The following is a 12,883-nucleotide window of genomic DNA, read 5'->3' as shown; positions in this document are numbered from 1 at the left end:
CCTGGACGCATCTGCTGCTTCTGGTACACCGCTCGACGCGCGGAGGTTCCCACTCGATCGAGGACGACCTGATCGAGGGCAGGCCGAAGCAGCCGGTGCGCAGGCCTAGATGCGCAGCACCGACAGACGGGAGAGGAGGCGTCTGGGAGGGGGAGGGTTGGGCCACAGGTCGCGGAGGAGGCGGGCCGGACGGGGCGGTGCCAGGCGGACCCGCCGGGTGCTGACGTACAGCGCGGCCAGCAGCAGGAGCAGGGTGAAGCCGCCCAGTACGGCCAGACACACCGACGCGGGATCCATGCCGCTCATCGAAGGCATCGCGGTCACGGCGCCCACCCACTCCTGCGGGTGAGGTGCCGCGACCTGATGGCTCCGGTGCGCGCCGACCGGCGAGACGGAGCCCGAGCCGTGTTCCGAAGGGTGGCCCAGCGTGTGCATGGTCACGATGCCGAGGAGCAGGACGGCGAACAGCAGCAGCCGTCCGCACGTCTCTCTCCTCGGGCCTGCCATGCTCCGGACTATACCCCTACCCGGTATAGAGGGCGTAAGCCCTGTCCGGTCTACGGGGTCGTGAGGACGACCAGCCGCTGGGTCGCCCGGGTCATCGCGACATACCGGTCCACCGCCCCCTCGATGCCCTCGCCGAACTTCTCCGGGTCGACCAGGACGACCAGGTCGAACTCCAGGCCCTTCGCCAGTTCCGGAGTCAGCGACCGGACGCGCGGCGTCTCCCGGACGGCGGGGGCGCCGATGACGCAGGCGACGCCCTCGGTGTGCGCGGCGAGCCAGGTGCCGAGGATCGGGTCCAGGTCCGAGGCGGAGCCGTGGGCGACCGGGATGCCGCTGCTGCGGACGGACGTCGGCACGTTGGCGTCCGGCAGCGCGGCCCGGATGACCGGCTCGGCCTCCGTCATCACCTCTTCCGGCGTGCGGTAGTTGATGCTCAGGGAGGCCATCGCGACACGGTCCAGCCCGATCCGCGCCAGCCGTTCCTGCCACGACTCGGTGAACCCGTGCCTGGCCTGGGCGCGGTCCCCGACGACGGTGAAGCTCCGGGACGGGCAGCGCAGCAGCAGCATCTGCCACTCCGCGTCGGTCAGTTCCTGCGCCTCGTCCACGACGACGTGCTCGAACGGACCGGCCAGCAGGTCGGGTTCGATGCCGGTCGGCGCGTCCGTGTCGATCAGGGTGTTCTGGAGGTCCTGACCGGTCAGCATCGTCATCAGCATGCGCTGCCAGTCGTCGTCGGTCCTGACCAGGTCCTCGGTGACCCGGGCCCGGTACTCGCGCTCGGCGGCCGCCTCGGCCCGCAGCCGGCGCCTGCGCAGGGACGCCTCCGGATCGCCGAGCCGCTGCCGGGCCGCGTCCAGGAGCGGCAGGTCGGACACCGTCCACGCGTGCGTGTCCGTGCGCTGGAGCCGCTTGACGTCCTCGGCGTCCAGCCAGGGCGCGCACAGCCGCAGGAAGGCGGGCACCGACCACAGGTCCCCGACCAGATCGGCCGCCTCGACCAGTGGCCACGCCCGGTTGAACGCCGTGCGCAACTCCCTGTTCTGCATGAGCGACCTGCGGATCAGCGCGACCGGGACCTCGTCGTCCTCGTCGTCACTGCGGTCGTACGACTCCTCGTGCTTGTCCACGAGGATGGTGAGCAGTTCCTCCCAGACCTGGTCGCGCCCCTCGTTGTGCGGGGTGCCGGGCTCCGCCGCGTCGAAGGCCTCGGACCAGTCGACGGGGCTGAGCCCGACCTCGCCCCAGGGGGTCGTGACCGTCATCCCCTGGGTGGGCGCCTCCTCGTAGAAGCGGACGCCCTTCTCGATCGCCCGCACCAGGTCCGCGGACGACTTGAGGCGGGCGACCTCCGGGTCGGACTCGAGCGTCGCCGCGGCCCCCTCGGCGACCAGGTCCCGCAGGATGCAGGTCTGCACGCCCTCCTCGCCGAGGCTGGGCAGGACGTCGGCGACGTAGTTCAGGTAGGGCCGGTGCGGGCCGACGAACAGGACGCGGCCCCGGTGGTGGCCGATGCGCGGGTCGGAGTAGAGCAGGTAGGCCGAGCGGTGCAGGGCGACGACCGTCTTGCCCGTGCCGGGACCGCCGTCGACGACGAGCGCGCCGCGCGACCCCGCGCGGATGATCGCGTCCTGGTCGGCCTGGATGGTGCCCAGCACGTCCCGCATCCGCCCCGAACGGTTGGAGCCGAGGCTCGCGATGAAGGCGGACTGGTCGTCGAGCGCCGCGTGCCCCTCGAACGCGTCCGGGGTGAACACCTCGTCCCAGTAGTCGCCGATCCGGCCGCGCGTCCAGCGGTACCGGCGGCGGCTCGCCAGCCCCATCGGGTTGCCGTGCGTGGCGCCGAAGAACGGCTCGGCCGCCGGTGAGCGCCAGTCGATCAGCAGCCGCCGGCCCGCGCTGTCGGTGAGGCCGAGGCGGCCGACGTACACCGGCTCGGAGCCGTCCGCGGAGACCATGCGCCCGAGGCACAGGTCGAGGCCGAAGCGGCGCAGCGTGCGCAGGCGGGCGGAGAGCCGGTGCACCTCGATGTCCCGGTCCATCGCCTCCTGCCCCGCCCCGCCGGGCGCCCTGCGTACGGTGTCGAGCCGCTCGGTCAGCTCGGCGATCGACTGCTCCAGGCACTCCGCGATCGCCACGAAATGCCGCTCGTCGCCGGCGATCAGCGCCGGGTCGGCCTTGCTGGAAAGACGGTCGGGCAATGCGAACGCCGACAGGACCACAGACACTTCTCCGTTCCCCCATTTCGCCAGGTACTGGCTTTGGCCTGCGATTCTGCGTCACGAGGGGGGCCTTGCCGCAAGCCCCCAGGTGCGCTATATGTTGAGAGTGGCAAGGAGTGACGGACCTCCTTGCCTTTGCTGTTTCCCGCGCCTCTTCGGCCCGCACGCAAAGAACCGCCCGCGGCCCCCGAAGGGGAGACCGCGGGCGGTTCTCAGTGAGTCGGCGACTCAGTGACGGCGGTACGACTGGACGTAGCCGTTCGCGGGCGTGCCCACGCCGGTGACGTCGTCGTAGCCCTTGACCGCGGACAGCGAGCTGTCCTTGCCGAGGCTGCGGACCGAGGTGATCAGGCCGTCGGTGGCGTCGTAGCCGTTGACGAAGTCGACGCGTGCCTCGGCGAGTCCGGAGCCCGTGGGGTTGTCCGTCACGTCGTGGTACGCCTTCGACCCGTACTTGGCGTAGATGGACGGGTTGGCGAAACCGATCGCCTTGCCGCCGCGCGCCTCCTGGGCCAGGGCCTGGACGGCCGCCATCACCGGGGAGGCCAGCGAGGTGCCGCCGATGCGGTACTCGCTGTACGACTCGGTGCCGTCCGCCTGGGTCTGCGTCTGGCCGACCTTGAACCCGGTGTTCGGGTCCGCGACCGCCGAGATGTCCGGGACGACGCGGTTACCGGCCGCGTTGTTGGCCTTGGCCAGCGCGTCCGGGACGACACCCTTCTGGTAGAAGGGCTCGGCGACCGTCTTGCTGGTGCCGCCGCCCGCACCCGAGGTGAACGCGCCGGGGAAGTTGGTCCAGCTCTTGCCGTCCGCGGACAGCACGGCCTTCTCGGTGCCCCAGCCGGTCTCCCACAGGTACTTGTCGCCCTTGCCGACGGCGAGGGAGGTACCGCCGACCGCCGTCACCCACGCCGAGTTGGCCGGGGTGTCGACCTGCTTCGTACCGGTGTTGGCGACCTCGTCGCCGTTGTCACCGGAGGAGAAGTAGAAGCCGATGCCCTCGACCGCGCCGAACTGGAAGACCTGGTCGTAGGCGGCCGCGAGGTCGGGCGTCTGGTTGGCCTCGATGTCGCCCCACGAGTTGGAGACGATGTCGGCCAGGTGCTTGTCGACGATCTTGCTGAGCGAGTCCAGCAGGTCGTCGTCCATGCAGGACGCGGCGCCCACGTAGGTAACGTTCGCGTCCGGCGCGACCGCGTGCACGGCCTCGACGTCGAGGGTCTCCTCGCCGTACCAGCCGGAGGCGTCGCAGGCCTCGGTGTTCGTGTAGTTCTTCGGCAGCGACTGGCTCAACTGGCCGGTCTTCCAGGCCGCGTCACCGTGCTTCTTCGCATAGGTCTGCGCGTCGAAGGCGATGGTCGGCGAGGCGTAGGCGTCCGTGATGGCGACCCGGACCCCCTTGCCGGTGTAGCTGCCGGCACCGTAGGCGGCGCGCAGCTGCTTGCCGGTGTAACCCTCGATCGCGTACGGGATCTTCGAGCCGTACGCGTCCGGCAGGGTGCTCGCGATGTTCGAGCCGTAGTACGAGGAGAACGGCCCGGAGTTCTTGAACACCGTCGTCGGACCCGGGAGTTGGTCGTCGTGGTTCGCCTTGTGCGGGGCGTTGTCCAGGCCGGTGACGGTCAGGACGGCGCCCTTCAGGCTGTCCGGCGCGGAGGCCGCCTTCGCCGGGGCCCGGTAGGTCTTGGAGCCCTTGGCGTAGTTGTGCAGCTGGGTGCTGAACGCCTTCTCCGCGGCGGCCACGTCACCGGTGACGGAGACGTAGTGCTGCGTGACGCCGGTGACCTTCAGGCCGTTGGACGTCAGCCACGACTTGACCGCGGCCACCTGGGCCTTGGTCGCGCCGAAGCGGGCCTGGGCCTTCTTGGCGCTCAGGTACTTGCCGTACGACGGCGAGCTCGGGTCGGAGACGGCCTTCGCGTACGCGGCGAGGCCCGTCGCGTCCTTGCCGGCCAGATAGACCCGGAGCGAGACCTGGGCGCCGTTCGAGGCGTCGCCCTTGTCCGCCTTGGCCGTCGCCCACGCGGGCTTGGTGCCCGCGAGCGCGTCCCGGCCCGGGTTGTCCGCGGCGTGCGCCGCGGGTATGCCGAGCGCCAGCGCACCGGCGAGCATGGGCAGAGTTGCCGCCATGCTCACGGCGCGCGTTCTGGCGCGATTGGATCTCATAGAACCCCCTGCGATGCGGTTCTTCGCATGTGTGGTTGGTCGTCGCAGTGATCCGCGTAGATGTCCCGCTCCGCGGCGGAGGCGCGGGCATTGGATCAAGCGATGGGGGCCACTCTCTCGATGAACCGTTCATGCCAGGGGAATGAAAAGGCCAAGGAAACCCCAAGTGGCGCCAGTTGCGCGCACTTTGGGGCGTTTTAGGGTGGGCGTCGAATGTTGCAGCATGATTGCGATCGTCGGAGAGCGCTTGCGGGCCCAAGCGATCAACTCGCCGACTGGAACGATCAAGAGCTCGCGCCGCGCTCCTTGAGCATGTCCGCCATCAACTCGATCTCGGACTGCTGCGCGTCCACCATGCCCTGCGCGAGGCGTTTCTCCACGCCCACCGTGCACTTGGCCACGCAGCCCTCCGCCATGTGGATGCCGCCCTTGTGGTGGGCCGTCATCAGCTGGAGGTAGAACACCTCGGCCTGCTTGCCGCTCAACGTGCCGAGCTTCTTCAACTGCGTGTTGGTCGCCATGCCCGGCATCAGCGCGCCGTCCTTGCCGGAGGCCATGCCGCCCATGCCCATCCAGGTCATCGGCGGATCGGCCGACACCTTCGGGAGGTCCCACAGGTCCAGCCAACCCAGCAGCATGCCGCGCTGGTTGGCCTGCGTCTGCGCGATGTCGTAGGCGAGCCGCCGTACGTCCTCGTTCTTCGTGCGGTCGCGCACGATGTACGACATCTCGACGGCCTGCTGGTGGTGCACCGCCATGTCCCGCGCGAACCCCGCGTCCGCCGAGTCGGCCGACGGAGTGCTCGCGGCCGTGCCGCCGTCCTCGGCGACCGCGTAGGTGATCGCGCCGGCCGCGACCAGCACCGCCGCCGTGGTCCCGGCGATCCAGCCGATGTGCTGCTTCTTCACGTCACATCGTCCCGCCCGTGCACGAGGCGCCCGGCTCCGGCGTCTGGTCGCCCTGCACATACGTCTCGAAGAACTTCGCGACCTTCGGGTCGTCGGCGCTCGTCACGCTCAGCTGGTGCCCCCACGCCGACAGCTCGATCGGCGAGGTCTGGTCCGCGTACGGGCTCATCAGCGAGTACGGCGTCTGCTTCACCTTCGCCGCCAGCGTCGCCACGTCGGACTTCTTCGCCTTGTCGGTGTACGTCACCCAGACCGCGCCGTGCTCGAGGGCGTGCACCGCGTTCTCGTCCTGCACGGCCTTGGTGTAGACGTTGCCGTTGCAGTTGAGCCACACCTGGTTGTGGTTGCCGCCGACCGGCGGGTGCATCGGGTACTTCACGGTCCCGGCGACATGGTTGCGGGACAGCTTGCCCGTCCAGGCCCGCACGCCGTTCTTGTCGGCGGTGGCGAAGTGCCCGGAGTCCCCGGAGCTGCCGCCCTTCGCGTCACTCGCCGTGTCGGACTTCTTGTCGTCGCCCTGCGACTTCACGACGAACACCCCGCCCACCACCAGAGCGGCGACGACCACCGCGCTGGCCGCGATGATCAGGATCCGGCCGCGGCGCTCACGGGACTGCTCGGCGCGGCGCATCTCCTCTATACGTGCCCTGCGTGCCGCGCTGCTGCTCTTGGAGGCCATGGCAGGAATCCTTCTGGGGGAAAGGGACGGTCGGGTCGCCTGATCGTAGTGGGGAAGGGGTGGCGTTTCGCAGCCGGGCCACAGGAAAGTCGCCACCGCGGAGCCATTGCCGGAACCCCCGCCGGGTCTCCCATTACGGATGTCGGTGCGAGCAGGCAAGATGGGCGGTGAGCAGTACACCCGCTGTTGGTGAGGCGTTCGATCCGGAGTCGGCCGGCCGATCATGGTCGGCAACGCGCACGAAACGCTGTTGTGGTGTGATGCTCAGGTGCCCGACCGCCTCCTGCGGGACAGGGAGACAGGCGGCCTGACCAGCAAGGATGGGGAAGCGGAAGATGGACAAGCAGCAGGAGTTCGTGCTCCGGACCTTGGAGGAGCGCGACATCCGGTTCGTACGCCTGTGGTTCACGGACGTGCTGGGCTTCCTCAAGTCCGTCGCCGTGGCCCCGGCCGAGCTGGAACAGGCCTTCGACGAGGGCATCGGCTTCGACGGCTCGGCCATCGAGGGCTTCGCCCGTGTATACGAATCCGACATGATCGCCAAGCCGGATCCGTCGACGTTCCAGATCCTCCCGTGGCGCGCCGAGGCCCCCGGCACGGCCCGGATGTTCTGCGACATCCTCATGCCGGACGGCTCCCCGTCCTTCGCGGACCCGCGCTACGTCCTCAAGCGGGCCCTCACGCGCGGATCCGACCTGGGCTTCACCTTCTACACCCACCCGGAGATCGAGTTCTTCCTCCTGAAGGACCGCCCGCTGGACGGCACCCGCCCGACCCCGGCCGACAACTCCGGCTACTTCGACCACACCCCCCAGAACATCGGCATGGACTTCCGCCGCCAGGCGATCACCATGCTGGAGTCGATGGGCATCTCGGTCGAGTTCTCCCACCACGAGGGCGCACCGGGCCAGCAGGAGATCGACCTCCGCTACGCGGACGCGCTCTCCACGGCCGACAACATCATGACGTTCCGCCTGGTCATGAAGCAGGTGGCGCTGGAGCAGGGGGTCCAGGCGACCTTCATGCCGAAGCCGTTCTCGGAGCACCCCGGCTCGGGCATGCACACGCACCTCTCGCTCTTCGAGGGCGACCGGAACGCCTTCTACGAGTCGGGCTCGGAGTACCAGCTCTCCAAGGTCGGCCGCTCCTTCATCGCGGGCCTGCTCCGCCACGCGGCGGAGATCTCCGCGGTCACCAACCAGTGGGTCAACTCCTACAAGCGCATCTGGGGCGGCTCGGAACGCACGGCGGGCGCCGGCGGCGAGGCCCCGTCCTACATCTGCTGGGGCCACAACAACCGCTCGGCCCTGGTCCGCGTCCCGATGTACAAGCCCGGCAAGACGGGCTCGGCGCGAGTGGAGGTCCGCTCCCTGGACTCCGGCGCCAACCCGTACCTGGCGTACGCGACCCTCCTGGCGGCCGGCCTGAAGGGCATCGAGGAGGGCTACGAACTCCCGCCGGGCGCGGAGGACGACGTCTGGGCCCTGTCGGACGCGGAACGCCGGGCGATGGGCATCGAGCCGCTCCCGCAGAACCTGGGCGAGGCCCTGACCCTGATGGAACGCAGCGACCTGGTGGCGGAGACCCTGGGCGAGCACGTCTTCGACTTCTTCCTGCGCAACAAGCGGCAGGAGTGGGAGGAGTACCGCTCGGAGGTCACGGCGTTCGAGCTGCGGAAGAACCTGCCGGTGCTGTAGGGGGCAGGTCGGGGCGGGTTTCCCGCTGATTCGAGGAGTGGGGCCGACGGTCATGGACCGTCGGCCCCACTCGTCCCACCGCCGGAGCGGCTTCGTGGTAATGAGTTGGGTATGTCGGACGAACGGGGTACAACCAGTCGGTTGCGGGCCCTGCGGGCTCACCGCTGGGTGAGGTTGGTCTGGGTGGTGCTGTGCTTCGGCGTCGCTGCTCTCGTCTCGCACTTCTGGCTCGGCGAGTCGTGGAGCCAGGTGGCGTGGTTGGCCATTTCGCTGTCGGTCGTGGTGGGGGCTGTCGTGGAGGTCAGGGAGCGAAGGCGGACGAGACCGCAGGGCGACTGATGGTCAGCCGCCCGGGTACGCGGGCGACACCGCCGCCGTGCTGATCCGCCGTGCCTTCCCGGTGCCGTCCGCCGGAACGGTGTACAGGTCCGCGCCGTAGTCGCCGGGCAGGGCGTAGACGATCGTTCGGGCGTCCTTCCAGACCGCCTGGTCGTCCACGCTGCGGGACTCCGCGAGCGGGGTCTCGTGCATCGTGCGCAGGTCCAGGACGTAGAGGTGCCAGGGGGCGTCCTTCGGGAGGCCCGGGACGCGTTTCTTGTACGCGATGCGCGTCCCGTCGGGAGACAGGGACGGGCATTCCACGTTCGTGTGGAGCGTGGTGACCGTGTGGGTGCGGAGGTCGCCTCGGACCAGGTACGTCCTGCCCTTCGTCGCCAGCGTCGCGTAGAACGTGCGGTCGTCCGGCGCGAAGGTCACGCCCCAGAAGTTGACGTCCGCCGCGTGGTAGGCGTGGCCGTCCTTCATCACCCGGTACGACTCCAGGGACGGGGTCAGGGCGCCCGTGCGGACGTCCACGATCGCCGCCCGCGTCGAGAAGTTCGTGCCCGCGTACGAGTCGCCGCCCACGAACGCCGTCCACGCGGCGAAGTGGCCGGTGGGGGAGACGCGGGCGCGGGACGGGATGCCGGGGACGTCGTACCTCGCCCGCTCCTTCAGGTTCGCGTCCAGGATGACCGCCCGGTACGTGTCCGAGACCGCGCCGTGCACCGCCTGGAGGCATACGCCGGTGCCCGAAGCGGCGTAGAAGCGGAGGCACTTGACGCCGGACGCGGTGCGGGGGCCCGAGGGGTTCGAGGCGGGGACCGTCGTCAGTTCGTCGCGGTGCGGGCCCCAGGCCATGTTGCGGAAGACCATCCGGCCGGGGGTGGTGAGGGTGACCGTCCCCGAGGTCACGCGGGGGCCGCCCGGCTGGGTCTGGTCGCGGCGGTCCGCGCGGGCCGACGCGTGCAGGATCGAGGCCACGGCCACCGCCGCGAGGGCGAGCACCGCCGCGGCCAGTACCAGGATGCGGTTACGGATCGTCATGCCGTCGCCTCCTCGGCCGCCGGACGCAGCGTCGTCAGGGACACCGCCGCGCACAGCGCCAGCGCCGCCGTCGACGCCAGCAGCGCCGTACGATCGCCCCACATGCTCCATGCCGCACCGAAGCCGAGAGAGCACGCGAACCTGGCCAGTGCCTGTCCGGTCTGTACGACGGCCAGGCCCGAGGAGCGGAGTTCCTCCGGCACGCTGTCCGAGGCCGCCGCCATCAGCACGCCGTCCGTCGCCGCGTAGAAGGTGCCGTGCAGGAGGAGGACGGCGTAGGGGAGCGCGGCGCCGTGCCAGGACGTGAGGAGCAGGGTGTACGCCAGCAACAGCGCCCCGTGCCCGGCCAGGAACACCCGCCGGCGGCCCACCCGGTCCGCCAGCCACCCCAGCGGTATCGCCAGCAGCAGGAACGCCGCCGCCGTACCCAGCGGGAGCAGTGCGAACCAGCGGTCGGGGACGCCCAGGCGGCGCTGGAGGAGGAGGTAGACGAAGGAGTCGCTCACCGTGGCGAGGCCGAGCAAGAGCGCGCAGACGGTGATGCGGCGCAGGTCGCGACGCCGGAGGAGGGCGAGCGCGGCACGGATGGTCGGGCGGGCCGGCGTGTCGGTGGCCGGCCGGGTCGGGCGTACCGCCTTCTCTGCCTTCGGCCCCGACGGCGAACCCGGCACGAACAGCACCAGCACCAGTACCCCGACCACCGCCACACAGAAGCTCACCGTGAACACCGCGTCGTAGCCGTCCACCGTCGCCCGCAGGATCAGGAACGCAACCAGCGGGCCCAGTAGCGCGCCCATCGTGTCCATCGCGCGGTGCACGCCGAAGGCACGGCCCCGGGTCCCGGGGGTCGAGGAGAGGGAGATCAGGGCGTCGCGGGGGGCCGTGCGCAGGCCCTTGCCGGTGCGGTCGGCGGCCAGGATCAGGCCTATCGGCGTCAGGGAGGTCGCGAGCAGCAACAACGGCTTGCAGGCCGCCGAGATGCCGTAACCCAGTCCCGCCACCCACTTGTGGCGGCCGCCGCCGCGGTCGGCGAGGTGGCCGCCGGCCAGGCGTACCAGGGCCGAGAAGCCGTTGTAGATGCCGTCCAGGAGCCCGAAGCCCAGCGGGGACAGGCCGAGGCCCGCCACCAGGTAGAGGGGGAGGACCGCGGTCACCATCTCCGAGGACACGTCGGTGATCAGGCTGACCGTGCCGAGCGCGAGGACCGTGGGGGCGACCGCGGTGCGGTACCGCCCGGCGACGACGCGCCGGGCGGTACCTTCCGCGGACGCCTGCGCAGCAGTTGACGTGCTGGCGCGGCTGTCCGCTACGTACATGTCAGGAGGCCCAGATCCCCGTGATGTCGGACGCGGAGGCCGCGTTGCCGGCGTGGGTCGTCAGGCCCTGCGAGTCCTCCAGGGTGCGCAGCAGGTCGTAGTGGTTGTACGTGGTCGAGCTGCTGGAGCCCGCGGTGACCGGCTGCCCGTACAGGACCGTCGGGATGCGGTTGCCGGACAGGCGGTTGTCCTCGTCGAAGGTGACGACCAGGAGGCTGTTGTGGGTCTTGGCCCAGGTGGCGTACGCGCTCAGGTTGTTCTTCAGCCAGGTGTCACCGGTCGCCACCGAGCAGTCGTGCATGTCGCTGCACAGGTTCGGGACGACGAAGGAGACGTCGGGGAGGGTGGAGTAGTCGGTCGGGAACTGCGCGAAGGTCTTCGCGGTCGAGGTCGGGACGTTGCTGAAGCCGAACCACGGGTTGTGCTTGCGCGCGTAGTTGCGGCTGCTGCACGTCGTGGAGCCCTGGCTGGGCAGGGTCTCGTTGTAGCTGGCCCAGGTGCCGCCGGCGGCGATCACCTCGGAGGCCAGGTTGGCGGCCGAGGAGAAGCCGGGCGTGTAGCAGCTGTCGTCCGTGATGCCCTGGGTGGAGCCGGAGAACAGGGCGAAGTAGTTGGGCTGGCTCGGGTGGGTCTCGGCGTACGACTGGCTGAGGTTGGCGCCGCCGGTCTTCAGCGAGTTGATGTACGGGGCGCTGGAGGAGCCGATCACCTGGCTGTACGCGTGGTTCTCGAAGACCACGACGACCACATGGTCCGGGGTCGGGACACCGGCCGCGGCGGACGAGGAACCGCCGAGGCCGGTCCACAGACCGACGGCCGCCGCGGTGAAGGCGAGCGCGGACGCCACGGCCGTACGGCTGCGGCGGTACACGGAACTGCCGGACACATCTACCTCCGGAGGGGGGGAAGGGCGGGGGCGGCGGTGCGGACAGAGCATGCACACGCCAACATTCCCCCGCCCCACGTCACCCAACCGGCAGAGTGAAGAGCTGATGAACTGAAGTCAGGCGAATCGTTTCGACCTCAACTACTGCTGCTTGGCGGCCAGTTCGGCCAGCACCTTGTGCAGCGGCTCGGTCGCCCGGCGCCGGTACTCCTGGATCGCCCAGCCGTTGCCGTCCGGGTCCTTGAAGTACATGAACGTCGCCCCGTCCTGCGGCGCGAACTGCTGCGGCTCGCTGACCTCCAGACCGCGCGCGGTCAGCTCGTCGTACGCCGCCTTCGCGTCCGTCACACACAGCTGCATCCCGTGGTACGTCCCCGGCTGCGGCGTCCCCGTCGGCACCTGCAACCCGTCGACCAGCGCGATCGAACACCCCGAGCCGGGCGGGGTGAGCTGCACGATCCGCACCCCCTCCATCACCTCGCCGTCGAGGTCCACGTGGAAGCCGACCTTGTCCCGGTAGAACGCCTTGGCCCGGTCCACGTCGGAGACGGGGAGCAGGACCACTTCGAGGCTCATGTCCATGAGAACGACTCCTTTGTCGTACGTCATTCGAATCGCCACCGCGTCTGGCTGAACGGCTCACCCTTACCGAAGCCGAAAACGGTCCGGGGCGCCACCGAGAAGACGAAGGCGTGACCGCCACCGTGGTGGAACGCCCCGTCACGCACCTCGAAGTGCCAGAAGCTGCCGTACTTCGCCTCCCACGCAGCGGCCAGCACGCGCAGCCGTTCCTCGTCGGTCACGCGCACCGCCTCGCCCTCCACCACCAGGTCGTAGCCCTTGTCCCAGGTGTTGGTGCCGGTGGTCAGCACGACGTGCGGGTTGGTCTCCAGGTTCCTCGCCTTGCGTTCCTCCGGGCCCGTGCAGAAGTGGAGGGCTCCGTCCGTCCACACCGCGGGCAGCGGGGTCACGTGGGGGCGCCCGTCCGGTCGTACCGTCGAGATCCAGAAGAGCTCGGCGCGGGCGAGCTTCGGCTCGGCCTCGGGCCAGGGGGTCGCGGTGGCCTCTGGAGCGCTGTAGCTGCGGTCCAGGCGGGTGTGCGGTCGGTGGTGCGGCATGGGTGCTCCTTCGCCGGGT

General features: G+C 70.0%; 12 protein-coding genes. 2 read left to right on the top strand and 10 right to left on the bottom strand.

What is annotated here, in order from left to right; genetic code table 11:
• Positions 1-105: 105 nt before the first annotated feature.
• The 5 genes from ACQEWB_RS13885 to ACQEWB_RS13865 form a co-directional block, all read right to left on the bottom strand.
• On the bottom strand, positions 106-507 hold the full coding sequence (locus ACQEWB_RS13885; protein ID WP_432830622.1) for a hypothetical protein: 402 nt from the start codon (positions 505-507) through the stop codon (positions 106-108).
• A 50-nt stretch (positions 508-557) separates the two neighbouring features.
• A complete protein-coding gene (gene helR / locus ACQEWB_RS13880; RefSeq protein WP_432830620.1) occupies positions 558-2,735 on the bottom strand; it encodes an RNA polymerase recycling motor ATPase HelR in 2,178 nt (725 codons plus the stop codon).
• A 222-nt stretch (positions 2,736-2,957) separates the two neighbouring features.
• On the bottom strand, positions 2,958-4,859 hold the full coding sequence (locus ACQEWB_RS13875) for a S53 family peptidase (RefSeq protein ID WP_432843803.1): 1,902 nt from the start codon (positions 4,857-4,859) through the stop codon (positions 2,958-2,960).
• A gap of 320 nt (positions 4,860-5,179) precedes the next feature.
• Entirely contained in the window at positions 5,180-5,803 is a 624-nt protein-coding gene (locus ACQEWB_RS13870; RefSeq protein WP_432830618.1) for a DUF305 domain-containing protein, read from the bottom strand.
• A gap of 1 nt (position 5,804) precedes the next feature.
• Positions 5,805-6,482: a DUF3105 domain-containing protein gene (locus tag ACQEWB_RS13865; RefSeq protein WP_432830616.1), complete on the bottom strand. Its 678-nt coding sequence runs from the start codon at positions 6,480-6,482 to the stop codon at positions 5,805-5,807.
• Between the two features lie 335 nt (positions 6,483-6,817).
• Between ACQEWB_RS13865 and ACQEWB_RS13860 the strand changes: the two genes are divergently transcribed.
• Together ACQEWB_RS13860 and ACQEWB_RS13855 are read left to right on the top strand one after the other, a co-directional pair.
• Entirely contained in the window at positions 6,818-8,179 is a 1,362-nt protein-coding gene (locus ACQEWB_RS13860; RefSeq protein WP_360823766.1) for a glutamine synthetase family protein, read from the top strand.
• A gap of 111 nt (positions 8,180-8,290) precedes the next feature.
• Positions 8,291-8,518, top strand: coding sequence for a DUF4231 domain-containing protein (locus tag ACQEWB_RS13855; RefSeq protein ID WP_432830614.1), 228 nt, complete (start codon positions 8,291-8,293; stop codon positions 8,516-8,518).
• Positions 8,519-8,521: 3 nt separating this feature from the next.
• Here the strand turns inward: ACQEWB_RS13855 and ACQEWB_RS13850 are convergent, their stop codons facing one another.
• The 5 genes from ACQEWB_RS13850 to ACQEWB_RS13830 all read right to left on the bottom strand — a co-directional run bounded on the left by ACQEWB_RS13850 (position 8,522) and on the right by ACQEWB_RS13830 (position 12,864).
• Positions 8,522-9,544, bottom strand: coding sequence for a TolB family protein (locus ACQEWB_RS13850; RefSeq protein WP_432830612.1), 1,023 nt, complete (start codon positions 9,542-9,544; stop codon positions 8,522-8,524).
• The gene (locus ACQEWB_RS13845) at positions 9,541-10,860 is read right to left on the bottom strand and encodes an MFS transporter (protein WP_432830610.1); all 1,320 of its coding nucleotides are present in this window, start codon (positions 10,858-10,860) and stop codon (positions 9,541-9,543) included. The genes ACQEWB_RS13850 and ACQEWB_RS13845 overlap by 4 nt, the downstream gene beginning before the upstream one ends.
• A gap of 1 nt (position 10,861) precedes the next feature.
• Positions 10,862-11,746, bottom strand: a complete 885-nt coding sequence (locus ACQEWB_RS13840) for an alkaline phosphatase family protein (protein WP_432830608.1) — start codon at positions 11,744-11,746, stop codon at positions 10,862-10,864.
• Between the two features lie 141 nt (positions 11,747-11,887).
• Positions 11,888-12,328: a VOC family protein gene (locus ACQEWB_RS13835; protein WP_432830606.1), complete on the bottom strand. Its 441-nt coding sequence runs from the start codon at positions 12,326-12,328 to the stop codon at positions 11,888-11,890.
• 23 nt (positions 12,329-12,351) lie between these two features.
• Positions 12,352-12,864, bottom strand: coding sequence for a pyridoxamine 5'-phosphate oxidase family protein (locus ACQEWB_RS13830; protein WP_432830604.1), 513 nt, complete (start codon positions 12,862-12,864; stop codon positions 12,352-12,354).
• Positions 12,865-12,883: the final 19 nt, after the last annotated feature.

Origin of the sequence: Streptomyces sp. CA-249302, assembly GCF_050936785.1 — a bacterium.
Classification (GTDB): Bacteria; Actinomycetota; Actinomycetes; order Streptomycetales; family Streptomycetaceae; genus Streptomyces.
This window is presented reverse-complemented; position numbering and strand designations above follow the sequence as displayed.